Here is a 26,373-nt window from a genome sequence, read left to right on the forward strand (position 1 = left end):
GCCCACAGCTTTGACCAACGTCAAGAATGGTTGTGGCCACAGACCTGGAAACTTGACGGGAATCATTATTATTTACAGCAAAGCTTTCTAGACTCGGCTTCTCATTTGCCCTGTCAGGAAACACCCATGCGCATCCCCTTCACGCTGTCACTGGCCCTGCTGCTGTCGACTGGCGCGGCCGTCGCCAAGGAATACCCGATCGGCGAACCACAAATGTGTCCCGGCCTGGAAGTCGGCGCGGTCTATCTGCAACCAATCGAAATGGCGCCACCGGGCATGATGCGCGCCACTGCCGATTCGGATGTGCACCTGGAGGCCGACATCCGCGCCACCGCCGACAACCAGCAGGGCTTCCAGGAAGGCAGTTTCGTACCCTACCTGAACGTAACGTTCCGCCTGCAGAAACAAGGCGGTGCCAGCCCGATCATCGGTGAATTCCACGCCATGGTGGCCAACGACGGGCCGCACTACGGCGACAACGTCAAACTGCTCGGCCCTGGCAAATACCAACTGACCTTCACGGTGATGCCGCCCAGCGGTCATGGCTCACTGGGGCGGCATACCGACAAGGAAACCGGCGTAGCCCCTTGGTTCGAGCGCTGCGAAGTGCATTACGAATTCGTCTATGCGGGGATCGGCAAGAAAGGCGGTTACTGAATGCGCAATCCCCTCGCCCTGTGCGCGCTGCTGGCCTGTGGCACGGCTCTGGCGGCGCCCTTGCCCACCTATGAATTAACCCTGCAAGACGGCCACTTCAACCCGGCGCAACTCAAGGTGGCGGCCGGCCAGCGCTTCAAGATCGTGCTGAAGAATATCGGCCAGGGCCCGGCCGAGTTCGAGAGCACGCCGCTGCGCGTGGAAAAAGTGCTGTCGCCGGGGGTGACCACCTTTGTCGTGATCCACCCGCTCAAGCCCGGCACCTATCCGTTTTTCGACGAATTCAACTCACAGCTGCCCGAGGGCAGCATCCTTGCCGAATAACGGCCCGGGAGCATTTGATGAATCAATCGATGTTTATCGTCTGGCGCGAAAGCGTCGAGGCGTTGCTGGTGATCGGCATTCTCCAGGCCTGGATCAGCCAACAGCCCGAGGGCTCGCGCCTGGGGCGCTTCCTGTGGGCCGGCGTGGCGCTGGGCCTGCTGTGTTCCGCCGGGTTGGCCGGCTTGATGCTGTGGGCCGGCGAAGCCATGAGCGGCCCCAGCGGCGAATGGTTCCAGGCCGGCATGACCTTGCTGGCAAGCCTGTTGATGGTACAGATGGTGTTCTGGATGCACCGCCACGGGCCAAACCTGCGCCATACCCTGCTGCGCGACGCCGACCAGCGCGCGGCGCGCCAGGACGGCCTGGGGTTGTTGTTGCTGGCGTTGTTGGCGGTCAGCCGCGAAGGCAGCGAAAGCGTGGTGTTCCTGTACGGTGCCGGTGCCCAGCTACACGGCCCGGCACTGGGCCTGTTCGCCGTTGGCGGCGTGCTGGGCCTGGTGTTGGCCGGGCTGACGGTGATGCTGCTGCGCAGCACGCGGCGGCTGATCTCCTGGTCGCGGTTTTTTGCTCTCAGCGAGGTGCTGTTGCTGCTGTTGGCGGCGGCCCTGCTGGTGGCCGCCGTGGAACGTATTGGCGGGCAGCTGTTGGCCATGGACATGCCCGATTGGGTCTACACCCTGGTGGGCGAAGCCTGGTGGGACAGCACTGCCCTGCTCAGTGACAGCCACGGCCTGGGCGCAGTGCTCGCCGGCTTTGCCGGGTACCGCGCGACGCCCAGCGCAGTCACCCTGCTGGTGCTGGCAGGTTATTGGCTGCTGGTCGGCCAAGGGCTGTATCGCGCCCGACGAGCGCCGTTGTGAACAGCCCCTGGCTGCAACGCCTGGGGGATGGCATGCGCCGCCATGGGCGGTTGATTCGCGGTGTGCAATGGGCGGTGGTGCTGTTCTACGCGGGACTGCTGGTCGTGCCCGCGTTGCTCGCGCTGCCCAGCAGCCAGGCGCGCCTGCTGGACAACCTGACCCTACTGGCACAGTTCCTGTTCTGGGGTGTGTGGTGGCCGTTCGTGGTGCTGTCCATCGTGCTGTTTGGCCGTGTGTGGTGCGGCGTGCTCTGCCCCGAAGGCTCCTTGAGCGAATGGGCCAGCCGCCATGGGCGCGGCCTGGGTATCCCCACCTGGATCCGCTGGGACGGCTGGCCCACCGTGGGTTTCTGCCTGACCACCCTCTACGGCCAGTTGATCAGTGTGTACGACTACGCCCAGGCCGCCTTGCTGATCCTCGGCGGCTCAACGGTGGCCGCAGTGCTGGTGGGCCTGCTGTTTGTGCGCGGCAAACGGGTGTGGTGCCGCTACCTGTGCCCGGTCAGCGGTGTTTTCGCCCTGCTCGCGCGCCTGGCGCCGGTGCACTTCCAGGTCGACGAGCAACGCTGGAAAGCCAACGACGGCCCGCGCCTGCCCTTGCCCAACTGCGCGCCGCTGCTGGACATCCGCCGCCTGCAAGGCGCCAGCGATTGCCACGCGTGCGGGCGCTGTAGCGGGCAACGCGGCGCGGTGCAGTTGATTGCCCGTTCATGCAACAGCGAAATCCTCCAGGCCCCGCGCAAACCCGCGCAGCCCTGGGATACGCGCTTGTTGCTATTTGGAGTGATCGGCCTGGCGATGGGCGCCTTCCAGTGGACCGTCAGCCCTTGGTTCATCACGTTCAAACAGTTCGTCGCACAGTGGCTGGTGGAACACGATTGGCTATGGCCGTTGCAGGACAGCGCGCCCTGGTGGTTGTTGACTCATTATCCCCAGGCCAACGACAGCTTCAGTTGGCTGGATGGCTTTTGCATCGTCGTGTACCTGGGCGCCAGCAGCCTGTTGATCGGCGGCGCATTGATGGGGCTGGTGCGCCTGGCCGCAGGCTTGAGTGGGGACCGTGCACGGTATTGGGCCCTGGCGCTGACCGTGACGCCCCTTGGCGGTGCGGGGCTGTTCCTCGGGCTGTCGGCAACCACGGTGAAGTTGTTGCGTTATGAAGGGTTGTTACTGGAATGGGTGCAACCGGCGCGCGGCGCATTGCTGGCCGGGGCTGTCGCTTGGTGTGTGTGGCTGGCGTGGCAACAGTTGGCCGACACACCCTTGGCGCGACGCTGCGCGGCCTCGGCTTGCCTGCTACTGGGTAATGGGCTGGTGGCGTATGGCTGGTGGCTACAGTTCTGGGGCTGGAGCCTGTAGAACACCGTTCAATTAAGCGAACGCGATGCTCAAAGCAGCGAAGATCAAATGTGGGAGCGGGCTTGTCGGATCGCCGCATCGCCGCGAAGACGTCGGCCCAGCATCCATTGATGTTGACTGACCCACTGCTTTCGCGAGCAAGCCCGCTCCCACAGGGGATCTGCGCTTAACTGAACGACATTAGATGGCCCCGCGCTAAACGCGGAACCTGGCGACCGTCAGGTGCAACTCGCTGGCCATCTGTGCCAATTCATGCCCCGCCGTATCGGTATGCCGGGCCCCCAGTAACACCTGCTCGGACAGGTTGCGAATGCCCACCAGGTTGCGATCCACCTCCCGCGCCACCAGTGCCTGCTCTTCAGTGGCGCTGGCGATCATCAGGTTGCGTTCGTTGATCTGCGAGATCGACTGGGTAATCGCTTCCAGGGCTTCGCCCGAACGCTGTGCCACGCCCAAGGTGGCCCGTACCAGGTCACTGCTGCCCTGCATCGCGGTCACGGCCTGTTCGGTGTCTTGGCGGATATTGCCGATCATCTGCTCGATCTCCTGGGTCGAGGCCTGGGTGCGATGGGCCAGGGCCCGCACCTCATCGGCCACCACCGCAAACCCGCGCCCGGCGTCCCCGGCCCGTGCCGCTTCGATGGCCGCGTTGAGCGCCAGCAGGTTGGTCTGGTCGGCAATGCTGCGGATTACTTCCAGCACGCCACTGATGTCCTGCACCCGCCCGGCCAGCTGCTGGATCCGCACCGAGGTGCCACTGACGCCGTCGGCCAGGGTGTTGATCGAGGCGACCGTTTCCTGCACCTGATCGCGCCCCAACTGGGCGGTCTGCGCCGACAAGCGCGAGGCTTCACTGGTGCTCACTGCATTGCGCGCCACTTCATCGACCGCCGCCGTCATCTCGTTGACCGCCGTGGCGGCCTGTTCGATCTCCATGCCTTGCAACTGCAAACTGCTGCTGGTCTGGCTGCTGACCGCGCTCAATTCCTCGGAAGAGCTGGCCACACGATCCACTGACGCGGCGATCTGGCGCACCATTTCGTTGAGGTTGTGCTGCATCTGCTGCATGTTTTTCATCACGCTGCCGTCAGCGCTGCCTGCCGTTGGTACCGGGGTGGTCAGGTCGCCCTGGGCAATCTGGCTCAACACACGGGCGGCCTCGTCGGGCTCACCGCCCAGGGGCCGGGTCACGCTGCGGGTGACAATCACCGCTGCCGCCACCACCAGAGCCACGCACAGCAGGAACAGCCCGAGCATGTTGCGCCGTGCCTCGCTGTACAGGGTCTGCGCCGCGTGTTCGCGCTCGGTAAAGATCCGCCCCTGCAGGGCCATCATCGCCTCCAGGCTCTTGAAGACGGCCTGCTCGGCAGGTTGTACGTTCTGCTTGAGCTGCGCCACACCCTCGGCATGGGCGCCCTGGCGGATCAGCGCCTGCACCTGGGTAAAGGCGCCGACATAAGCTTCGCGGCGCTGTTTCAGATCGGCATAAGCCGCCTGGCCCATCGGCGTGTTGAACAATGGCTCCAACTGGGTGAAGGCATCGGTGATGCGTTGCCGGGTGGTGGCAATGGCCTGTTGCGCGGCCTGGTTGTCCTGGTCGATCAGCAAGTCACGAGTGTTGCGGCCGTTGTCGCGCACACCGGTGGCAATCACCATGATCGGGGCGATTTTCGGCCAGTCCTGCTGCACGATCAGTTCCGATTGCTCCTTAAGGGTGCCCAGGTCGTGCAAGGCATAGAACGCCATGCCAGCCAGGGCCAAGGGTGCGATGGCAAAGCCGATCGCGATGCGGCGGGCGGTGGTTAATCGAGTCATGTCATAAGCTCCCTGATGAATACCTGCCCACGAGGGGCAGCATCTTTGATAATCCGGTGGGAGTTCAATCGCCACGCTTGAAAGGGCTCCGCGAAGGGATCAGCCCCGTAAAACAAATGCCGGGAACAATGCCCGCATTTTCTCCCATAGTTCAGGCAGCAAGGCCTGTGCCGAAACGCTCGGCAGTTGCTCATCGAGCATGCGCGCGGTGCGCACCAACTGTACGGCGAAGCGCTTGACTCCCCGTTCCTGCAAACGCTGGGCCAGCTGCAACAGGCGCTGCGGGTCGATCAGGTGCCAATGCACGGTGGTGCGGCATTCATAGTCCACGCCGCTGTGCAGCAGCAGGTCGAGGCTGCGCCAATTGGCGGCGCCGCTGCCCTTGACCTGGGTGATCAACTGGCAGTCCTCGGCCAGGGCCTTGACGTCGAAGCCAACCCAGTCGGCATGGGCCAGGGCATGGCCGAAGGCACCGGGCTTGATCCCGGCACTGTGCAGGCCGATACGAAAACCCATCTCGCGCACTTCGTCCATGGCAGCCGGCAGGCCTTCCTGCAAGGTCGGTTCACCACCGCTGAACACCACGGCGTCCAGCAGGTCCTGGCGGCGTTGCAGAAACAGCAAAACCCGGCGCCAATCCACCTCATCGCTGCCGCGAGGGGGGATCAGGTCCGGGTTATGGCAATACCGACAGCGCCAGGCACAACCCTGGCAAAACAGCACGCAGGCGAGCATGCCGGGGTAGTCGAGGGTGGTCAGGGGCACCATGCCCCCGACCCGTAGCGCTCGACTCATTGGCGCCCGGCCGCAGCGGCACTTTCGGTAAAGTGCGCGCGCTCACGGTGCTCCGATTGTTTGCCGGGGTTAAAGGCCGAAACCGGTCGGTGGTAACCCATGACACGGGTCCAGACTTCACAGCGTTGGCGTTGTGGCTGGGTGGTTTGCATGGTGAATCTCCTTGGGGTTGGAATACGTTGGGCCCTTGGCCGGCTCCTACAGGGTTTTGTCGAGGGCTATAACCTCGTCGCACTTGGGGCAGAATTCATGTTCGCCTGCCAGGTAGCCGTGTACCGGGCAGATGGAGAACGTCGGCGTCACCGTCAGGTACGGCAGGCGGAAGCGCCCCAGGGCCTTGCGGACCAGTTGCTTGCAGGCCTGGGCCGAGGAAATCTGTTCGGCCATGTACAGGTGCAGCACGGTGCCGCCGGTGTATTTGCACTGCAGCTCGTCCTGCAGCTCCAGGGCTTCGAAGGGGTCTTCGGTGTAGCCCACCGGCAGTTGCGAAGAGTTGGTGTAATACGGCGCGTCGAGGCTGCCGGCCTGGAGGATCGCGGGGAAGCGCTTGAGGTCTTCCTTGGCAAACCGGTAGGTGGTGCCTTCGGCCGGCGTGGCTTCCAAGTTGTACAGGTGGCCGGTGTCTTCCTGGAAGCGCAGCAACGTGGCGCGCACATGGTCCAGCACCTGCAACGCAAACTCGCGGCCACGGGCGGTGTGCGTGCCCTCCTCGTCCCCGGTGAAGTTGCGCAGCATCTCGTGCATGCCATTGAGGCCGATGGTGGAGAAGTGATTGCGCAAAGTGCCCAGGTAACGCTTGGTGTAGGGATACAGACCGGCGTCCATGTGGTGCTGGATCACCTTGCGCTTGACCTCCAGGCTCTCCATCGCCAGTTCCATCAAGTAGTCCAGGCGCTGCAGCAGGCCACTGGTGTCGCCCTTGAACAGGTAACCCAGGCGCGCGCAGTTGATCGTCACCACGCCCAATGAACCGGTCTGCTCCGCCGAGCCGAACAACCCGCCGCCACGCTTGAGCAACTCGCGCACGTCCAACTGCAAGCGGCAGCACATCGAGCGCACCTGGTTGGGCTGCATATCCGAGTTGAGGAAGTTCTGGAAGTACGGCAGGCCGTAGCGCGCGGTCATCTCGAACAGGCGGTCGGCGTTTTCGCTGTCCCACGGGAAGTCATGGGTGATGTTGTAGGTGGGGATCGGGAAAGTGAACACCCGACCCTTGGCGTCACCCGCCTGCATCACTTCGATATAGGCGCGGTTGATCAGCTCCATTTCCGCTTGCAGGTCACCGTAGGCAAACGGCATTTCTTCGCCACCGATGATCGGGATCTGCTCGCGCAAATCCTCGGGGCAAACCCAGTCGAACGTCAGGTTGGTAAACGGCGTTTGCGTGCCCCAGCGCGACGGCACGTTGAGGTTGTAGATGAACTCCTGCACCGCCTGGCGGATCTCGGGGAACGTCAGTTGGTCCTTGCGCACAAAGGGCGCCAGGTAGGTGTCGAACGAGCTGAACGCCTGGGCGCCGGCCCACTCGTTCTGCAGGGTGCCGAGGAAGTTGACCATCTGCCCCAGGGCACTGCCCAGGTGCTTGGGCGGCCCGGCTTCGACGCGGCCGGGCACGCCATTGAGGCCTTCGTGCAGCAGGGTGCGCAGGGACCAGCCGGCGCAGTAGCCAGCGAGCATGTCCAGGTCATGGATATGCAAGTCCGCCTCGCGATGGGCCTGGCCGATCTCCTGGCTGTAGACCTCGTCCAGCCAGTAATTGGCGGTGACCTTGCCCGACACATTAAGCACCAGCCCGCCCAGGGAGTAGCCCTGGTTGGCATTGGCCTGCACCCGCCAGTCTTCACGGTCGAGGTACTCGTTCATCGACGTAGCGACCTCTACCAGGGTCTTGCGATCCCGGCGCAGGCGCCCATGCTGCTCGCGGTAGACGATATAGGCGCGCATCGCCATAAAGTACCCGGCATCCATCAAGACCCGCTCGACACTGTCCTGGATCTGCTCCACATCCAGCCGGGTGATCCCACGCAACCGGGCGAGCACCGCGCCCAACAACAGGTCGACCTCGGCGTCCTGATACTCGCCGGTGGCGTTACCGGCGGCGATCATCGCCTGGCGGATTTTCTCGGCGTCAAAGGCGACCTGAGTGCCATCGCGCTTGTGTAGGCGGGTACTGACCAACGGGCTTGAGGTGATCTGCATTGGGGGCTCCAAACACTACATATAGATTTAATGGTTCGTATAAACACAATATGCAGTGATGGTACGCAGTGAACGAGGACTTGCAATTGATCAGGGTCAAGTTTGCGAAGACGTATCGTCACAGGCCAGTTCACGTTCAATCTGTTCAATGCTGGGCAAGCTGATTTGGAGTTCTGCCGGGAGGGAGTCGACCAACTGGTACTCCGCCACCCCGATGGGTCGAGCGCTGTCACGCAAGGCGTATTCAGCCACTATCTTGTTTTTGCTTTTGCACAGCAGCAGGCCAATGGTGGGGCTGTCTTGTGGGTGCTTGAGTTGGGCGTCCACCGCTGCGAGGTAAAAACCCAACTGCCCCAGATGTTCTGGTTTGAACTTGCCCGCCTTGAGTTCGATAGCGACGTAACAGCGCAGTTTCAGGTGATAAAACAGCAGGTCAATAAAGAACTCCTCGCCGCCCACATCCAGCAGCACCTGCTTGCCGACAAAGGCAAAGCCTGCTCCCAGCTCCAGTAGAAAGTCGGTGACATGCCTGATCAGTGCGCTTTCGATCTCGCGCTCCTGCGCGTCCAGGGTCAGTCCCAGAAAGTCGAAACGATAGGGATCTTTCAGCGACTCACGGGCCAGGTCCGACTGGGGCTTGGGCAGCAGGGTTTCGAAGTTGCTGACAGCATTGCCACTACGCTCCAGCAAACGAGTCTCGATCTGCATGACCAGAATGTTGCGTGACCAGTTGTGTTCAATGGCTTGGGCGGCGTACCAGCGGCGGGTTTCGGGGCCTGGCAGTTTATCCAGCAGGACCAAATTATGACCCCACGGCAATTGTGCAGCAGCCTGTTGCACAAATTGAACATCAGGCCAAGCCTCGGCAAATGCACGCATGTACTTGAGGTTACGCGGCGAAAAACCTTTCATATCAGGAAAAGCCGAACGCAAATCCCGCGCCAGACGCTCAATGACTTTGGCTCCCCACCCCTGCTGCGCCTGTCGGGTCAATATGTCCTGGCCAATCTGCCAGTACAGCAGCACAAGCTCGCGGTTTACCGCCAGAGATGCACGCAGTTGGGCAGAGTGGATGCGGTTTTTCAGTTCTTTCAACCAGTCGCCATATCCCTCAGGTGGTGTGGTGAGGCCATCATCTGATCGATTCATTCCGGGTTCCTTGTCGATATTGCACGTTGTAGAAACCGGCAATGGTAACGACCGAAAAAAGCCACGCGGGCCAGCACAATGCCCTTGATACAAAATGACGGGAACTACTATGCAACAGGGTTCCAGCACCTCCTCACCCCCCACTCATATTCATAAACCGCACCACCTGCACCTCGCCCTGCCCGGTGAAATCATGGCGCAATGGCTTGCCCCGCAACGCCTTGTGCAGTGCCTCCACCAGCGGCCGGTCGTCCAGCGGGTAGCGGCGCAACAACGCACGAAAATCCACCGCATTGTCCTGCCCCAGGCACAGCAGCAACTGCCCTTCCACTGTCATCCGCACCCGGTTGCAGCTGGCACAGAAGTTATGGGAGTTGGGCGAGATAAAGCCTATGCGCGTGTGCGGATGCCGGGCCAGGCGTACGTAGCGCGCCGGGCCGCCGCTGTTTTCGGTGCTGTCGAGTAAGCCATGATGCTCGGCGATCACCGCCCGCACCTGCTCGCTGGAGCAAAAGGATTCGCCCCGCGAGCGCCCCACATCCCCCAGCGGCATCTCTTCGATAAAGCTGATATCGATGCCCTGGTCGATGGCGTACTGCACCAGCGCCGGGACTTCATCGAAGTTGCGTCCCTTCATCACCACGCAGTTGAGCTTGACCCGCTCGAACCCGGCATCCTGCGCCGCCTCGATGCCGTCCAGTACCTGGCGCAGGTCACCGTTGCGGGTGATCGCGCGAAAGCGTTCGGGATCGAGGCTGTCGAGGCTGATGTTCATGCGCTTGACTCTGGCCTCCACCAGCGGCCGCGCCAGGCGGCCCAGTTGCGAGCCGTTGCTGGTCATCACCAGTTCGCGCAGGCCGGGCAACGCAGCGATATGGCGGCACAGCTCGACAATGCCCGGACGGATCAGCGGTTCGCCCCCCGTCAGGCGGATCTTGCGCACACCCTGGCTGACGAACACCGTCGCCAGCCGTTGCAGTTCCTCCAGGGTCAGCACCTGCTGGCGTGGCAGGAAGGTCATGTTCTTCGCCATGCAATACACACAGCGAAAATCACAACGATCGGTCACCGACAGCCGCAGGTAGTCAATGGAACGGCCCACACCATCCACCAGGCTCATGTCACTGCACCAACGGCGAGTCGGCGCCCTGCAACGCGATGCCACGCACATCGGCCGCGCCAATCAGGGTTTGCAGGTATTGCACCAGGGCCTTCTGCCACACCCCTTGCTGCAACTGGGTGCGGATCGCCGTGGCCACCGCCTCGTACGGCAGCGGCTGGCCTTCGATGCGCTGATCGACGCAGATCACATGCCAGCCGTAGCGACTTTCCAGAGGCTTACTGGCCAGGCCCGGTGCCAGGGTGAACAACTGGCGCTCCAACTCCGGCACGGTCTGGCCCTTGCTGACTTGCCCGAGCGAGCCGCCCTGGGCCTTGGACGGGCACGCCGAATACTTCAGCGCCAGTTCGCCAAAGGCACCGGGCGACTCTTCCAGGCTCAGCAACAGCACCTCGGCCTGGGCATGGGCCTGATGGCGCGCCTCGGCATCGTCCGGCGCACACTCCAGCAAAATATGCCGCACGGCCAGCAACGGCGCGCTGTGAAAGCGCCCGCGATTGCTCTCGAAGTAGCGCACACAGGTGGCCTCATCGCAGTCCGGCACCGTCACTTCGCGCTCCAGCAACAGGCGGGTCGCCGCCTCTTCCTCGTTCTCGCCGGCGCCGACTTGCAGTTGCACACCCAGCTCGCGGATCCGCTGCTGCAACAGCTCACGAATCACCAGCGCGCGGGCGGCGAGAAACACCGCCTCCTCGCGGCTTTCGGCCGGGTGATATTGCAACTCCTGGGCCATATTTTCCGGGGTGATCAGCACCCCGTTGACGCTGACAATCGGCCATTCCTGCTCGCTGCTGGCGATCAGTTGCGGCTCAACCGCCACCTCGACCTCGGGCACCACCACGTCCACAGCCTTGGCCGAAGAACTGCAACCGCCACCGCCAGCACCGCCACCACATCCGCATCCTGTAGTCATGACGTTCTCCTCACTTCTGCCGCACGATTTGATAACGACGACCCAGGTACCAGATCGGCGCGCTGACCATATGCACCAGCCGGGTAAACGGGAACAACACAAACAGGGTCAGGCCCAGCGCCACGTGCAACTTGTAGATCAGGCTGACCGGGGCAATCGAAGCTGCCGCTTCCACCGGCCGCAGCAACACCACGTTCTGCGCCCAGTCCGCGAGCATCACCATCACCGAGCCGTCCATATGCCCGGTCGAGGCGACGATGGTCAGCAAGCCCAGCACCAACTGCGCCAGCAACACCAGCAGGATCAGGATGTCCGACGGGCTCGACGTAGCCCGAACCCGCGGGTCGGTGAGGCGGCGCTTGACCAGCATCAGCAGGCCCACCAGGCACAGCAGGCCGAAGAAGCCCCCGGAGACCATCGCCAGCAGTTGCTTGTGCTCGGTGCTGATCACATGGTGATAGATCGACGCCGGGGTCAGCAGGCCGACAAAATGCCCGGCCAGCACGAACAGCACACCGATATGGAAGAAGTTGCTCGCCACGCGCATCCCACGGTTACTGAGCATCTGGCTGGAGCCGGCCTTCCAGGTGTACTGGGACAGGTCAAACCGCGCCCAACTGCCCAACAGGCAAATGGCCAGGGCGACATACGGATACACGCCAAATACCAGCAAATTCCACTTAGACATTACCCACCTCCTTGGCTGGCACGGCGGCCAGCCCCTCGTGCTGAAAATCCACCCAGTGCAAGGGCACCGCACTTTCTTCGCGGGCCTTGCCCGGTGCGCTGGGCATTGCGCTGCAACGGTCCTGCTGCTCGGCCTGCATAAAGTCCACGGCCTCTTCTTCCCAGACCTTGTCCAGGGCTTCGAGGGAGTCGTCGCGTACTTCGGCGGCAACCTGGGCACGCAACTCGGCAATCGCCTGGTGCGGCTCGGCGCCGCTGATCTGCAACAGCGCACGGAAACAACTGGCGTAAGCGCTTTCACGCTCATCCAGGCGCGCCGCCAGCAGGGCCAGCAGGTGCGCCACATCCGCCAGTCCCTCGCGGGCCTCGATGTCTTCGCGGGTGGACAAAAACTCCAGGTACAACGGGATGTAGTCCGGCAGCTCCTTGACGCCAATGGCAAACCCGGCTTCCTGGTACTGGGCCATCATGTCGACCATGGCCTGGCCACGGTCCCGCGACTCGCCATGCACGTGTTCGAACAACAGCAGCGACAGCGAGCGGCCCCGGCCGAACAGCGCGCCGTAATGCTCCTGGCCATCCATCAGGTCATTGCTGCAGATCAGCTCCAACAGCTCGAACAGCGCGCCACGTTGCTTGGGGCTGATTTCCCGCGATTCGATAATCGCCTGCTCCAGTTCATCGCGGCCATTCACCAGGGTTTCGGTGGGATAGTCCAGCAGCAACGAGATCACTTTAAGAATGCGCATGGCTCAGTCCTCCCAGATCTGGACGGTTTTCAGCACGTCGCGGCGGTTGGCCTTCTTGGCGCCGAACATGTTGGTGTCAGAGCTGCCACTGCAGCCGCTGCCGAAGCTGAAACCACAGCCGGAACGCTCGGCAAACGCATCGCTCATCGCGTCTTCACGGTGCGCGCTGGGCACCACAAACCGGTCCTCGTAGTTGGCAATCGCCAGGTAGCGGTACATCTCTTCCACCTGGGCCACGCTCAGGTCCACGTCGGCCAGCACTTGCAGGTCCTCGACGCCGTCCACTTGCTGCGAGCGCTTGAAGGCGCGCATGGCCAGCAGGCGTTTCAGCGCACGCTTGACCGGCTTTTCGTCACCGGCAGTCAGCATATTGGCCAGGTAACGCAGGGGGATGCGCAGGCTGTCGACATCCGGGATCACCCCGTTCATGCCCACGGTGCCGGCGGCAGCTGCGTTCTGGATCGGCGAGAGTGGCGGCACGTACCAGACCATCGGCAAAGTGCGGTATTCCGGGTGCAGCGGCAGCGCGAGCTTCCAGTCCACGGCCATTTTGTACACCGGCGAACGCTGGGCCGAGTCGATCACCGACTGCGGTACACCATCGGCCAGGGCCTGGCGGATCACCGCCGGGTCATTCGGGTCGAGGAAGATTTCCAACTGCTTCTCGTACAGGTCGTGCTCGTTGGCGGTGCTGGCGACTTCGCTGATGCGGTCGGCGTCATACAGCAGCACACCGAGGTAGCGGATGCGCCCGACGCAGGTTTCCGCGCAGACGGTAGGCATACCGGCTTCGATCCGGGGGTAGCAGAAGATGCACTTCTCGGATTTGCCGCTCTTCCAGTTGAAGTAGATTTTCTTGTACGGGCAGCCGCTGATGCACATGCGCCAGCCGCGGCATTTTTCCTGGTCGATCAGCACGATGCCGTCTTCTTCACGCTTGTAGATCGCGCCGCTGGGGCACGACGCCGCGCACGCAGGGTTCAGGCAGTGCTCGCACAGGCGCGGCAGGTACATCATGAAAGTATTTTCGTACTCGCCATAAATGTCGGCCTGGATCTGGTCGAAGTTCTTGTCCTTGCGGCGCTTGGCGAACTCGGTGCCGAGGATTTCTTCCCAGTTGGGGCCCCACTCGATTTTTTCCATGCGCTTGCCCGACACCACCGAACGCGGGCGTGCGGTCGGTTGGTGCTCGCCCAACGGCGCGGTGTGCAGGTGCTGGTAGTCGAAGTCGAACGGCTCGTAGTAGTCGTCCAGGCTCGGCAGGTCCGGGTTGGCAAAGATGTTCGCCAGCACGCGGAACTTGCCGCCGATGCGCGGGTTGATCGAGCCGTTGGCGTTGCGGATCCAGCCGCCCTTCCACTTGTCCTGGTTTTCCCACTCCTTGGGGTAGCCGATGCCCGGCTTGGACTCAACGTTGTTGAACCACGCGTATTCCATGCCTTCGCGGCTGGTCCACACGTTTTTGCAGGTGATCGAGCAGGTGTGGCAGCCGATGCACTTGTCCAGGTTCAGGACCATGCCGATTTGTGAGCGGATCTTCATCTCAGTTCTCCTCGATATCGGTCGGCAATGGACGCGGCAGATCATCACCGCTGGAACCATCGAGCCAATCGACCTTGACCATCTTGCGCACCACCACGAATTCATCGCGGTTGCAGCCGACTGTGCCGTAATAGTTGAAACCGTAGGCCTGCTGGGCATAGCCACCGATCATGTGGGTCGGCTTGAGCACCACGCGGGTCACCGAGTTGTGGTGGCCACCACGGGTCTTGGTGGTTTCCGAACCCGGTACGTTCACGATGCGTTCCTGGGCGTGGTACATCATCACCATGCCTTCCTTGACCCGCTGGCTGACCACCGCACGGGCGGTCAGCGCGCCGTTGACGTTGAAGCACTCGATCCAGTCGTTGTCCTCGATCCCGGCGCGCTTGGCGTCGATTTCCGAGAGCCACACAATCGGGCCGCCACGGCTCAAGGTGAGCATCAGCAGGTTGTCGCTGTAGGTGCTGTGGATCCCCCATTTCTGGTGCGGCGTGATCCAGTTCAGGACGATTTCGGTCTCGCCATTGCTGCGCTTGTCCTTCACTCCTTCGATGGTGCGGGTGTTGACCGGTGGCCGGTAGCTCATCAATTGCTCGCCGAACGCCTGCATCCACGGGTGATCCTGGTAGAACTGCTGGCGGCCGGTGATGGTGCGCCATGGGATGTTTTCATGGACGTTGGTGTAGCCGGCGTTGTAGCTCACATGCTCGTCTTCCAGGCCCGACCAGGTGGGGCTGGAGATGATCTTGCGCGGCTGCGCCTGGATATCGCGGAAGCGGATCGCTTCGTGGGCCTTGGAAATCGCCAGGTGGCTGTGGTCGATGCCGGTGAATTCCGACAGCGCCGCCCAGGCCTTCAAGGCGACCTTGCCGTTGGTTTCCGGAGCCAGGGACAGAATCACCTCGGCCGCATCAATTGCCGTGTCGATTTTTGGCCGGCCGTGGCTGATGCCCGCGTCACCTTCGTGGTGGTTGAGTTCGCCAAGGAACTCGACTTCCTCGTCGGTATTCCAGTTGATGCCCTTGCCACCGTTGCCGAGTTTTTCCAGCATCGGGCCCAGCGATGAGAACTGCTTGTAGATGTTCGGGTAATCCCGTTCCACCACCGCCATGTTCGGCGCATTCTTGCCCGGTACCGGCGCCACGCCGGCGCTTTTCCAGTCAGTGCCGCCAAACGGCTGGGCCAGCTCACCGACGCTGTCATGCATCAACGGCACGGTCACCAGGTCTTGTTCCACGCCCAGGTGGCCGACCGACATGGCCGAGAACGCCTTGGCGATGCCTTTGTAGATTTCCCAGTCCGAACGCGATTCCCACGCCGGATCAATCGCCGCCGACAGCGGGTGAATGAACGGGTGCATGTCCGAGGTGTTCATGTCGTCTTTTTCGTACCATGTTGCAGTCGGCAACACGATGTCGGAATACACGCAGGTCGAGGACATGCGGAAGTCCAGGGTGGTCACCAGGTCTAGCTTGCCGATGGCGCCGTCTTCGACCCACTCGGCCTCGGTTGGCTTGCATTCGGTGCTGTGGCCAATGTCTTCGTTCATCACCCCGTTCTTGGTGCCGAGCAGGTACTTGAGCATGTACTCGTGGCCCTTGCCCGACGAACCGAGCAAGTTGGAGCGCCAGATAAACATGTTGCGCGGGAAGTTCACCGGGCTGTCCGGCTGCTCGCAGGCAAAACGCAGGCTGCCGTCCTGCCAGGACTTGACCACGTAGTCTTTGGGGTCCATACCGGCTGCCGCCGCGTCGCGGCAGATGTGCAACGGGTTGGTATTGAGTTGGGGTGCGCTGGGCAACCAGCCGGCGCGTTCGGCGCGGATGTTGTAGTCCAGGGCGTGCTCGGGGAACTGCGACTTGTCGGCCAGCGGCGAGAGGATGTCGTGCATGCTCATCTTCTCGTGGCGCCATTGCGAGCTGTGGCCGTAGAAGAAGCTGGTGCCGTTCATCTGGCGCGGCGGACGGTTCCAGTCCAGGCCGAATGCCAGGGGCAGCCAGCCGCATTGCGGCCGCAGTTTTTCCTGGCCCACGTAGTGCGCCCAACCGCCGCCGGTCTGGCCGACACAACCGCAGAGCATGAGCATATTGATCAGCCCGCGGTAGTTCATGTCCATGTGGTACCAGTGGTTCATTGCCGCGCCGACGATGATCATCGAGCGCCCACGGGTCTTGTCGGCGTTGTCGGCAAACTCACGGGCGATCTGGATCGCCTTCTCGCGGCTGACCCCGGTGATTGCTTCCTGCCAGGCTGGCGTGCCCGGTACGCTGGCATCGTTGTAGTCCTTGGCCACGTTGCTGCCGCCCAGGCCACGGTCGATGGCCAGGTTGGCCGCCGACAGGTCGAACACCGTCGCCACTTTGGCCACCGTGCCATCGGCCAGGGTCACGCTGTGCACCGGCACCCGACGGAACTGCACGGCGTCACCGGCCACGTGCTGGAAGTAGTCGTGGGCTTCACCGGCAAAATACGGGAATGCCACTTCGGCGACGTCCTCGCCGATCAGGCTCAGCTTGAGGTCGATCTCGCGGCCTTCACCGCCTTCTTTGGCCAGGATGTTCCACTTGCCCTTCTCGCCCCAGCGATAGCCGATGGCGCCTTGCGGCGAGACCAGTTCGCCGCTTTCGTCGAGGGCGATGGTTTTCCATTCCGGGTTGTTGTCCTGGCCGAGGTTGTCCACCAGGTCCGAGGCGCGCAGGAAGCGGTCCGGCTGGAAGCCTGCGCCCGGGGCGAAGCCGGTCATGGGCTTGAGCATTACCAGCACCGGCAAGTCGGTGTAGCGCTTGGCGTATTCGGTGAAGTACGCGCTCGGTTTATCCAGGTGAAATTCCTTGAAGATCACATGGTTGAAGGCCTGGGCCAATGCCGCGTCGGTGCCCTGCTTGGGGTTGAGCCACAGGTCGGTGAGCTTGGCTACTTCCGAATAGTCAGGCGTGATGGCCACGGTCTTGGTGCCCTTGTAGCGCACCTCGGTGAAGAAGTGCGCGTCCGGGGTCCGGGTCTGCGGGACGTTCGAGCCCCAGGCGATGATGTAGTTGGAGTTGTACCAGTCGGCCGATTCCGGCACGTCGGTCTGCTCGCCCCAGACCATCGGCGAGGCTGGCGGCAGGTCGCAGTACCAGTCATAGAAGCTCAGGCACACGCCGCCGATCAGCGACAGGTAACGCGAACCTGCGGCGTAGCTGACCATGGACATGGCCGGGATCGGCGAGAAGCCGACGATGCGGTCCGGGCCGTATTGCTTGATGGTGTAGACGTTGGACGCGGCGATGATTTCGTTGACTTCATCCCAGTTGGAGCGGATGAAGCCGCCCATGCCACGCTTGCTTTTATAGGAGTCGGCCTTGGCCTTGTCCTCGACAATGCTCGCCCAGGCCTCGACCGGCGACAGCGTCAGGCGCGCCTCGCGCCACAGCTTGAGCAATGGCTTGCGGATCTTCGGGTACTTCAGGCGGTTGGCGCTGTAGATGTACCAGCTGTAGCTCGCGCCACGGGGGCAGCCGCGCGGCTCGTGGTTAGGCAGGTCGTTGCGGGTACGCGGGTAGTCGGTCTGCTGGGTTTCCCAGGTGATCAGGCCGTTCTTCACGTAGATCTTCCACGAACACGAGCCGGTGCAGTTCACCCCGTGGGTGGAGCGCACGATCTTGTCGTACTGCCAGCGCGAACGGTAGACGTTCTCCCAGTCGCGGGACTCCTTGCGGGTCTCGCCGTGACCTTCGGAGAATTCGTCTTGCTTGCGATTGAAGAACCGCAGTTGATCGAGTAAATGACTCATGGTGCTTTCCTCTCAGGCTTGCCGCGGGGTTCTGTGCCCCGCCCACGCAAGGTTTGAATTCGGGGTCGACTCAGCAGGGGGTCTCGGCGCCTTTGCGCGCATACCACCACCAGGTCACGACGATGCAGGTCAGGTAGAAGCCGACAAACATGTAGAACGCCATGGCCGGGCTGCCGGTGTAGGCCATGGACGAGCCAAAGGTCTTGGGGATGAAGAACGCACCGAAGGCGCCCATGGCCGAGCTGAAGCCCAGCACGGCGGCCGACTCCTTGCTGGCATCCTTGAGGGCTTGCTCACGCACGGCGGCGGCTTTGCCGGCGCTGGCTTTTTCATGCTGGGTGCGGAAGATCACCGGGATCATGCGGAAGGTGGAGCCGTTGCCGATGCCGGTGGTGATGAACAGCAGCATGAACATGCCGAGGAAGCCGTAGAAGCTGCCGCCCTCGCCGTTCAGGGGCAAAAAGTGCAGGACGCCGAACACCATCACGATCATCAGCACGAAGTTCCACAAGGTCACCCGCGCACCGCCCAGCTTGTCGGCCAGCCAGCCGCCCAATGGGCGCACCAGGGCACCTACCAGCGGGCCGAGGAAGGCGAATTTCAGGGCGTTGACGTCTGGGAACGAGGTCTTGATCAGCATCGGGAAGGCGGCCGAAAAGCCAATGAAGGAACCGAAGGTCGCCAGGTACAACCAGCACATCAGCCAGTTGTGCTTGCGCTTGAAGATCACCGCCTGCTCGCTGAACGAAGCGCGGGCGCTGGACAGGTCATTCATGCCGAACCAGGCAAACAGGGTCACGGTGATGATGAACGGCACCCAGATAAACCCGGCGTTCTGTAGCCACAACTGGCTGCCGTCTTCCAGGGTTTGCGGCTGGCCGCCGAGCAGGCCGAACACGCCGAAGGTAATCACCAGCGGCACGCAGAACTGCATCACCGACACGCCCAGGTTACCCAGGCCGGCGTTCAGGCCCAGGGCCGTGCCTTGCTGGGACTTGGGGTAGAAGAAGCTGATGTTGGACATGCTCGAGGCGAAGTTGCCGCCACCGAAGCCGCACAGCAGCGCGATCAATACAAACACGCTGTAGGAGGTGCTCGGGTCTTGTACCGCGAAGCCCATCCACAGTGATGGAATCAGCAGCGACGCGGTGCTCAGGGCCGTCCAACGGCGGCCACCGAAGATCGGCACCATGAACGAATAGAACACGCGCAACGTGGCGCCAGACAGGCCCGGCAACGCCGCCAGCCAGAACAGCTGGTCAGTGGTGAAGCTGAAACCGATGGCGTTCAGGCGCACGATCACCGTGCTCCACACCATCCACACAGCGAAGGCTAACAGCAGCGCCGGGATCGAGATCCACAGGTTGCGGGTTGCGGTCTGCTTGCCGCTGGCGCCCCAGAACGCCGGGTCTTCAGGGCGCCAGTCGTGGATCACCGGGCCCGAGTCGGGCTTTTGCGCGATAGTCATGCAGATTCTCCTTGGAGAGGCTGGGCCGCCGCTTTACCAAGCAGCGGTTGCTTGCGGATTTCGCTGAAGTACATCCAGGTCAGGGATACCCAGACCACGCCGTACATCAACATGAAGCAGGAGGAGCGCACGCCGGTGAGGTCCACCAGGGCGCCGAACATGATCGGCAGGACAAAGCCGCCAAGGCCGCCCGCCAGGCCGACGATGCCGGACACCGCGCCCATGTTTTGCGGGTAGTCATTGGCGATGTACTTGAACACCGAGGCCTTGCCGAAGGCGAAGGCGATGCCCATCACAAACAGCAGCACGGTGAACAGGGTGGCATTGAGGCCGATATGAAAATCCAGCGGGCCGTTGACGGTCTGCACCTGCAATTGGGTCTGCGGGTAGCTGAGCAGGAACAGGCAGATCCAACTGACCCACAACACCCACCAGGTCACGCTCTGTGCGCCCCAGCGGTCGGACATCCAGCCGCCCACAGCGCGCAGCACGCCACCGGGCAGGGAAAAACACGCGGCCAACAGCGCAGCGCTTTGCAGGCTGAAGCCGTATTCCTGCACGTAGTACTTGGTCGCCCACAGCGCCAGGGCCACGTAGCCACCGAACACAATCGAGTAGTACTGGCAGTAGCGCCACACGGCCGGGTCCTTGAGGCACAGCAGTTGTTCGCGCAAGGTGGCGCCACCGGCACTGCGGTGGGCCTTGTTCTCGCTGGTGAGGAACCAGAACAGCAGCGCGGTGATAAACAAGATTGCGCTGAACACCTTTGGCACCAGGTGCCAGGTACCCAGGGCGATCAGCGCCGGCGCCAGAAACTTGGTCACCGCCGCCCCCGCGTTACCAGCGCCGAACACGCCCATGGCAAAGCCCTGGTTGTCCTTGTCGAACCACTTGGCGACGTAGGCGATGCCCACCGAAAACGAGCCGCCGGCCAGGCCGACAAACAGCCCCAGCACGAGGAATTGCCAGAAGGCGGTGGCGTAGGTGATCAGGTACAGCGGCAGCACGCAGGCGAGCATCAAGACAAAGAACACGATGCGCCCGCCGAAGCGGTCAGTCAGCAGGCCCAGGGGCAGGCGCACCAGGGAGCCGGTCAGTACCGGGGTGGCGGCCAGCAGGCCGAACTGGGTTTCGTTGAGTTGCAGCAGCTCTTTGATCGGCACGCCGAGCACGGCGAACATCATCCAGACCATAAAGCACACGGTGAAGGCCAGTGTACTCATGCCCAGCACCAGGCCCTGTCTTACACGGGGTTGAGTCACGGTTTGCGCTCCCAGAAGTGATTCCATGAGCGCAGGTTAGGGGCGACGTCCTCCAGGAACTTGACCCAGATCAACGTCCACCTGGGGGGTATTGGCCTATGCTTGGCCCATCTACCTCTTAAGAGGTAGACCAAATAACAAGAGAAAGTCTTTATTTATCAATGGATTGGTCTCTTGTGCCGGCTTTTTCCCGTGGGAGGGTTCGCCGGCAACTCTTTAGAGGTAGTGCGCCAGGGAATGCAGAATCCAATACTGTTTCCTATGCCAGGTGCCGCCATGCTGTTGTCCTTACCCCTTCGATTACGCCGTGATGTTTAACTGGCTGCGCAGCTCCCTGCCCGCACGCGCCGGTGTCGCGGTGATCCTGATTGCGATCCTGGCCCTGGCCAGTTCCCTGAGCGCCGGGCTGATCGCCTGGTTCAGCCAGGGCGACGGCGCGGCCATCAACACCGCAGGCTCGGTGCGCATGGAGACCTACCACCTGAGCTGGAAACTCGCCGACCACGCCCCCGCCGACGAGATCCTGGCCATCACCCAGAGCCTGCAACGGCGCCTGGACAGCCAATCCTTGAAAGCGGTACTGGAAGACGGCCCCCACAGCGCCCTGCAACAGAGCTACCGGCAGATCCAGCAACACTGGAACCAGGAACTGCGCCCGGCCATCGAGCGCGGCGACGGCGCGCTCTTTCGCGAGCGCGCACCGGCCTTTGTCGAGCAACTGAACCAGTTCGTCAGCCTGTTGCAACAACAGAGTGAGCACAAACAAGGCTGGCAACAGCTGATCCAGGGCCTGGCGCTGTTCAGCACCCTGATCATCCTGCTGCTGGGGCTGTATGAATTGCAGTACGGCGTGGTCACGCCCTTGAAGGAACTGGTGGACGCCACCCGGCGCTTTCGTGAGGGTGATTACCAGACCCGGGTCAATCACCGCTCCCAGGACGAACTGGGGCAACTGGCCCTGAGCTTCAACACCCTGGCCGAAACCATCGAGCAATCCCATCGCACCCTGGAAAGCCAGGTGCAGCACAAAACCCTCAACCTGCAACAGGCCAACGCCGCCCTGGAACTGCTCTACGAGAGCAGCCGCAGCCTGGCCACGCGCCTGGCCAACGCCGAAGGCCTCGACGAATTGATCCGGCGTTTCCAGAAACGCCTGCCGGGCCTGCGCCTGTCGCTGTGCCTGCAAGGGCACTTCCTCGCCCCGGCGCAGCAGATGCTCGCGCTGCATGGCGGCAACAGCCGCAACGTCTGCGCCATCGGTGACTGCGCCACCTGCGAGCGCCACCACGTGGCCCCGCCCCAGGTGTTCAGCATCAGCAACCAGGGCGCGGAACTGGGCGAACTCAAGGCGCATTTTGTCGACGGCCATGCCCCCCAAGCCTGGGAGCAACAACTGATCCAGGCCCTGGCCAACCTGATTGGCACCTCGCTGTCCCTCAAGCGCCAGCGCGAGCAGGACCACCGTTTATTGCTGCTGGACGAACGCACCATCATCGCCCGCGAGCTGCATGATTCCCTGGCCCAGGCCCTGTCCTATATGAAGCTGCAAGTCAGCCGCATGCAGACCCTGCTGCGCCGCGACGAACCCAAGGCCACCCTGGAAACCGTCACCGGTGAACTGCGCGAAGGCCTGAACAACGCCTACCGGCAATTGCGTGAGTTGCTCACCACCTTCCGCCTGCAAATCCACGATGCCGGGCTGGTCCAGGAGCTCAAAGACACCGCCGAGGAGTTCTCGCGGCGTGGCGAGTTCCAGGTGCACCTGCATGTGGATGCCCTGGCCTTCCAACTGTCGGCCAGTGAACAGATCCACCTGTTGCAGGTAACCCGCGAAGCGCTGTCCAACTGCCTGCGCCATGCCCACGCCGAAAACGCCTGGCTGCAACTGCGCCAGAACGGCGAAACCGTGAGCCTGAGCATTGAAGACGATGGCCGCGGCTTCAGCGAGCCGGTGGACCAGCGCGAACACCACGGCCTGACCATCATGGACGAACGGGCTCGCAGCCTGCACGGTCAACTGGACATTTCCTCCCGCGAGCCCCAGGGCACCCGGGTGCACTTGCTGTTTCGCCCGGAATTCCTCGGGCACTCTTTACCAGAAGGTAGCTTGTCATGAACACGGCGCTCATCAACCCATCTGTACGCCACCGCATCCTGCTCGTCGACGACCACCCGATGATGCGCCACGGCATGCGCCAGATGCTCGAACTGGAAGACGACCTGCACGTGGTGGGCGAAGCCGGCAATGGCGAGGAAGCCCTGGGCCTGATCGAGTCGCTGCAACCGGACCTGGTGCTGCTGGACAACAACATGCCGCAGATGAACGGCCTGGAAACCCTGCGCCAGCTGCGGGCCATGGCCTATGGCGGCAAGGTCTTGCTGTTTACCGTGTCCGATGCCGAAGACGACATCCGCGACGCCCTGCGCCTGGATGCCAACGGCTACCTGCTCAAGGACATGGAGCCGGAACTGCTGATCCAGTACATCCGCGATGCGCTGCACGGCGCCCTGGTGATCAGCCCCGGCCTGACCCGGGTGCTGGCCCAGGCCTTGCGCTCGCCCCAGCCCCACGCGGCAGTGGAACTGACCGAACGCGAGCGGCAGGTATTGAAGACCATTGCCGGGGGCTATAGCAACAAGGTGATCGGGCACAAGCTGGGGATTACCGAGGGCACGGTGAAAGTGCATGTGAAGAATCTGCTGCACAAACTGGGGCTGCGCTCGCGGGTGGAAGCGGCGGTTTGGGCGATGGAGCATTTGCGTCAGGCTGGGTAGGGACTGATGCACCGCCATCGCAGCATAGGTATCTACACATCTCTTTAGTGATTCTCAGGTTTGTGTACATATCCGTTGCTGCGGTCACGGCTACTATTGGTTCCGCCCTTACGGCGGCTCACTTTGGAAGAGCGCCAAAGGAAGCAAAGCGCTCTTGCCCCACCACTCGGAGCCTGGCCCAGGCCCGGCGGGCAAGCCATTCCCCTGTGGGAGTGGGCTTGCCCGCGATGGCGCCCGCAAGAAAACATCAGAGTGTCAGGTATTCATTTTTCATCGTTAACGACCATCGCGAGCAAGCCCGCTCCCACAGGAGCACGCGTACGATTTGAAGATCAGATCGGCTCTAAGGCCGCCTCGCTTTCACCGTCAACGCCCCCACTCACCGTCCCCACCATCACCATCACCGAAGGCCGCTGCGCCAATATCACCCACGCCATCAGCATCGTCAGCTACGGCACGATTATCGGCTGTGTCAGTGCCGGCAGCGGCGCCGCGCTGGTGCCCCGGGGGATCTACGAGCAATATCGCCAGGGCGCCAACTGGCAAGGCCATGTGTTCGCGGAACTGAAGCGCATCGACAACCGGTTTTACTGGCATGCCAACGCAGGTTGCCATCCGGCGCGCGATGCATTTTCGGCGCTGCTGCAGGGCCACTGCCTCCACGGGGCTACCTCCAACGAGGCATAGGCCCCACAGGCCTCACGCTCTACCATGGACGGGAGCGGAGGTACGCCATGCTGACCCACCCATCCATCGTTTTAACCCTACGCCGGCATCATCTGTTCAGCCCGTTGCCGGAGAAGATTTTCCAGGACATCTGCACCCTGGCCAATCTCAAGCGCTTGCCCGCCCACATCACCTTGATGCACCAGGGCGACCCCGCCGAGCGGTTTTTCCTGCTGGTCAGCGGCCAGATCAAGTTGCACCGGGTCACCGGCGAAGGCCAGGAACATCTGGTGGAGGTCATTCGCCCCGGCCAGACCTTTGCCGAAGCCCTGCTGTTCAGCCAGGCCAAGGCCTACCCGGTAAGTGCCACGGCGCTCAAGGACAGCGTGCTGGTGAGTATCGAGGGCCATCATTACCGCAAGGCCCTGGAGGACCAGCCGCAGATCTGCCTGGCGATCCTCGGCACCATGAGCATCCACCTGCATCAGCGCCTCAAGGACATCGACACCCTGAGCCTGGCCAATGCCAGTCGCCGGGTCATCAACTTCCTGGTCCAGGAGCGCGATCTGGCCAGTGGTGATGTGGTGCTGCAAGTGCCCAAGCGCCTGGTAGCCTCCAAACTGGGGATTCAGCCAGAGACGTTTTCGCGGATTCTGCATCGTTTGGTTGACGCCGGCCTGATCGAGGTGCAACGGCGCACCATCCGCATCCTGTGCGAGGAGCAGTTGATGACCTATCAGGCCGGCTGACTTAGAATCGACGCGATTCTTCGCCCGCCTTCCTGACACGAGCGCCCCCATGAGCTTTGATTTCGACACGATCCACCCTCGCCTCGGCACCGGCAGCACCAAGTGGAGCCGCTACCCCGAAGACGTCTTGCCGATGTGGATTGCCGACATGGACATCGCCGCCCCACCGGCGATCCTCACGGCCCTGCACGCGCGCCTGGACCAGCAAATGCTCGGCTACAGCGTTGCCCGGCCAGAAGTGCGCGAAGCGATCATCAGCGACCTGTGGGACAAGTACGCCTGGCGCGTGCAGCCCGATGAACTGTTATTCCTGCCGGGCGTCGAGCCGGGTTTCAACATGGCCCTGCACGCCTTCGTCCAACCGGGCCAGTCGGTGGTCTTGCAGACTCCCAACTACGCGCCGCTGCGCCATGCGGCCGGCAACTGGAACCTGCCGAAGATCGAAGTGCCGTTTGAACTGAGCGCCCAGGGCGAATACCTCACCCCCCTGCCCGCCTTGCGCCAGGCCTTGAAAGGTGCCGGTGCCTTGCTGTTGAGCAACCCCCACAACCCCCTGGGCAAGGTGTTCGCCCGCGAGGAATTGCTGGCGGTGGCCACTGCCTGCCTGGAACAGGGCACGCTGATTATCTCTGACGAAATCCATGCCGAGCTGTGCTTTGACGGGCGCCGGCATATCCCCACCGCATCGCTGAGCGCAGAGATCGCGCGGCGCACCATTACCCTGATGTCGGCCAGCAAGGCCTACAACGTCGCCGGCCTGAAGACCTGCTTTGCGATTGTCCAGGATCCAGTCATCCGCGAGCGCTTCAACAAGGCGCGCTGCGGCATGGTCGACAGTGTCAGCCCCCTGGGCCTGGAAGCCACCTGGGCGGCGTACAGCCAATGCGGTGAATGGTTGAAGGCGTTGCTGACGTACTTGCAAGGCAACCGCGACTACCTGCTGGATGCAGTGCAAAAACGCCTGCCGGGGGTGACCATGCATGCCCCGCAAGGCACTTACCTGGCCTGGCTCGATTGCAGCGCCCTGGGCCTGGAAGACCCGCAGCGGTTTTTCCTGGAGCAGGCCAAGGTAGGCTTGAGTGCAGGCGTGGAATTTGGCGATGACAGCCAGCAGTTCGTGCGCTTGAACTTCGGCTGCCCGCGGGCGTTGCTCGAAGAAGGTATTTCACGCCTGGAACGCAGCCTGAAAAACCGCTGAAGACCCGTGTAGGCGCAGGCTTGCCGGCGCCTATAAAGGTATGCGCAGGTTTGGGTTCAGAGCTTGGCGATGGACACTTCGGTGGATTTGACGAAGGCAATCACTTCGCTGCCCACCTTCAATTCTAGGTCGCGTACCGAACGGGTGGTGATCACCGAAGTGACAATCCCGGACGCGGTCTGCACGTCGATTTCGGACACCACCTCGCCCAGCAGAATTTCCTTGATCACGCCCTTGAACTGGTTGCGCACGTTGATCGCTTTGATGGTCATGTCGGTTTTCCTTTTACGGTTGGGTCAATCCGCACGAATG

General features: G+C 62.5%; 22 protein-coding genes and 1 pseudogene. 9 read left to right on the forward strand and 14 right to left on the reverse strand.

All coding sequences use genetic code 11. The annotated features are described in order from the left end of the window. Positions 1-126 precede the first annotated feature (126 nt). The 4 genes from ACO77H_RS15335 to ACO77H_RS15350 are packed head-to-tail and all read left to right on the forward strand — an operon-like array spanning position 127 to position 3,199. On the forward strand, positions 127-657 hold the full coding sequence (locus ACO77H_RS15335; protein WP_169953220.1) for an iron transporter: 531 nt from the start codon (positions 127-129) through the stop codon (positions 655-657). Beyond that, the gene (locus ACO77H_RS15340) at positions 658-981 is read left to right on the forward strand and encodes a cupredoxin domain-containing protein (RefSeq protein ID WP_432754208.1); all 324 of its coding nucleotides are present in this window, start codon (positions 658-660) and stop codon (positions 979-981) included. Positions 982-998: 17 nt separating this feature from the next. Next, positions 999-1,841, forward strand: coding sequence for an FTR1 family iron permease (locus ACO77H_RS15345; protein WP_432754209.1), 843 nt, complete (start codon positions 999-1,001; stop codon positions 1,839-1,841). 32 nt (positions 1,842-1,873) lie between these two features. Further along, positions 1,874-3,199, forward strand: a complete 1,326-nt coding sequence (locus ACO77H_RS15350; protein ID WP_432755759.1) for a 4Fe-4S binding protein — start codon at positions 1,874-1,876, stop codon at positions 3,197-3,199. 195 nt (positions 3,200-3,394) lie between these two features. Here ACO77H_RS15350 and ACO77H_RS15355 read toward each other — a convergent pair whose 3' ends face one another. From ACO77H_RS15355 to ACO77H_RS15415, 13 genes are all read right to left on the reverse strand, one after another. Next, the gene (locus tag ACO77H_RS15355; RefSeq protein ID WP_432754210.1) at positions 3,395-5,014 is read right to left on the reverse strand and encodes a methyl-accepting chemotaxis protein; all 1,620 of its coding nucleotides are present in this window, start codon (positions 5,012-5,014) and stop codon (positions 3,395-3,397) included. A 99-nt stretch (positions 5,015-5,113) separates the two neighbouring features. Then, positions 5,114-5,809, reverse strand: coding sequence for an anaerobic ribonucleoside-triphosphate reductase activating protein (locus ACO77H_RS15360; protein ID WP_262376877.1), 696 nt, complete (start codon positions 5,807-5,809; stop codon positions 5,114-5,116). Then, positions 5,806-5,961: an anaerobic ribonucleoside-triphosphate reductase gene (nrdD, locus tag ACO77H_RS15365; protein ID WP_029291331.1), complete on the reverse strand. Its 156-nt coding sequence runs from the start codon at positions 5,959-5,961 to the stop codon at positions 5,806-5,808. Before nrdD ends, ACO77H_RS15360 begins: the two co-directional genes overlap by 4 nt. A gap of 46 nt (positions 5,962-6,007) precedes the next feature. After that, positions 6,008-8,008 (reverse strand): ribonucleoside triphosphate reductase, encoded by a 2,001-nt coding sequence (locus tag ACO77H_RS15370; RefSeq protein ID WP_169953213.1) that lies wholly within the window; start codon positions 8,006-8,008, stop codon positions 6,008-6,010. Between the two features lie 96 nt (positions 8,009-8,104). Further along, positions 8,105-9,157: a PDDEXK nuclease domain-containing protein gene (locus ACO77H_RS15375; protein ID WP_432755760.1), complete on the reverse strand. Its 1,053-nt coding sequence runs from the start codon at positions 9,155-9,157 to the stop codon at positions 8,105-8,107. A gap of 133 nt (positions 9,158-9,290) precedes the next feature. Then, on the reverse strand, positions 9,291-10,277 hold the full coding sequence (gene moaA, locus ACO77H_RS15380) for a GTP 3',8-cyclase MoaA (RefSeq protein ID WP_432754211.1): 987 nt from the start codon (positions 10,275-10,277) through the stop codon (positions 9,291-9,293). Position 10,278: 1 nt separating this feature from the next. Further along, positions 10,279-11,190, reverse strand: coding sequence for a peptidylprolyl isomerase (locus ACO77H_RS15385; RefSeq protein ID WP_432754212.1), 912 nt, complete (start codon positions 11,188-11,190; stop codon positions 10,279-10,281). Between the two features lie 10 nt (positions 11,191-11,200). Then, positions 11,201-11,878, reverse strand: coding sequence for a respiratory nitrate reductase subunit gamma (gene narI, locus ACO77H_RS15390; protein ID WP_432754213.1), 678 nt, complete (start codon positions 11,876-11,878; stop codon positions 11,201-11,203). Continuing rightward, on the reverse strand, positions 11,871-12,626 hold the full coding sequence (narJ, locus tag ACO77H_RS15395) for a nitrate reductase molybdenum cofactor assembly chaperone (protein ID WP_170041292.1): 756 nt from the start codon (positions 12,624-12,626) through the stop codon (positions 11,871-11,873). The genes narI and narJ overlap by 8 nt, the downstream gene beginning before the upstream one ends. 3 nt (positions 12,627-12,629) lie before the next feature. Beyond that, positions 12,630-14,168, reverse strand: a complete 1,539-nt coding sequence (gene narH / locus ACO77H_RS15400; RefSeq protein WP_029291316.1) for a nitrate reductase subunit beta — start codon at positions 14,166-14,168, stop codon at positions 12,630-12,632. Between the two features lies 1 nt (position 14,169). Beyond that, positions 14,170-17,943, reverse strand: a complete 3,774-nt coding sequence (locus ACO77H_RS15405) for a nitrate reductase subunit alpha (protein ID WP_169953201.1) — start codon at positions 17,941-17,943, stop codon at positions 14,170-14,172. A 70-nt stretch (positions 17,944-18,013) separates the two neighbouring features. After that, positions 18,014-19,411 (reverse strand): NarK family nitrate/nitrite MFS transporter, encoded by a 1,398-nt coding sequence (locus ACO77H_RS15410; RefSeq protein ID WP_432754214.1) that lies wholly within the window; start codon positions 19,409-19,411, stop codon positions 18,014-18,016. Then, positions 19,408-20,673, reverse strand: coding sequence for an MFS transporter (locus ACO77H_RS15415; RefSeq protein ID WP_169953196.1), 1,266 nt, complete (start codon positions 20,671-20,673; stop codon positions 19,408-19,410). The genes ACO77H_RS15410 and ACO77H_RS15415 overlap by 4 nt, the downstream gene beginning before the upstream one ends. A 310-nt stretch (positions 20,674-20,983) precedes the next feature. Here ACO77H_RS15415 and ACO77H_RS15420 point away from each other — a divergent pair, with 310 nt between their 5' ends. The 5 genes and pseudogenes from ACO77H_RS15420 (at position 20,984) to ACO77H_RS15440 (ending at position 26,061) form a co-directional block, all read left to right on the forward strand. Then, positions 20,984-22,789, forward strand: coding sequence for an ATP-binding protein (locus tag ACO77H_RS15420; protein WP_170041289.1), 1,806 nt, complete (start codon positions 20,984-20,986; stop codon positions 22,787-22,789). A gap of 11 nt (positions 22,790-22,800) precedes the next feature. After that, positions 22,801-23,448: a two-component system response regulator NarL gene (gene narL, locus ACO77H_RS15425; RefSeq protein ID WP_170041607.1), complete on the forward strand. Its 648-nt coding sequence runs from the start codon at positions 22,801-22,803 to the stop codon at positions 23,446-23,448. 435 nt (positions 23,449-23,883) lie between these two features. Further along, positions 23,884-24,135, forward strand: a pseudogene (locus tag ACO77H_RS15430) (LysR family transcriptional regulator); the annotation flags it as partial. 47 nt (positions 24,136-24,182) lie between these two features. After that, complete coding sequence (locus ACO77H_RS15435) at positions 24,183-24,863, forward strand: Crp/Fnr family transcriptional regulator (protein ID WP_169953191.1); 681 nt, start codon at positions 24,183-24,185, stop codon at positions 24,861-24,863. A gap of 49 nt (positions 24,864-24,912) precedes the next feature. Beyond that, positions 24,913-26,061, forward strand: coding sequence for a MalY/PatB family protein (locus ACO77H_RS15440; protein WP_169953188.1), 1,149 nt, complete (start codon positions 24,913-24,915; stop codon positions 26,059-26,061). 56 nt (positions 26,062-26,117) lie between these two features. Here the strand turns inward: ACO77H_RS15440 and ACO77H_RS15445 are convergent, their stop codons facing one another. Beyond that, complete coding sequence (locus ACO77H_RS15445) at positions 26,118-26,333, reverse strand: TOBE domain-containing protein (RefSeq protein WP_003173733.1); 216 nt, start codon at positions 26,331-26,333, stop codon at positions 26,118-26,120. Between the last annotated feature and the right edge of the window lie 40 nt (positions 26,334-26,373).

The organism is Pseudomonas sp. WMBT8, assembly GCF_050916005.1.
In the GTDB taxonomy this organism is placed as follows: domain Bacteria; phylum Pseudomonadota; class Gammaproteobacteria; order Pseudomonadales; family Pseudomonadaceae; genus Aquipseudomonas.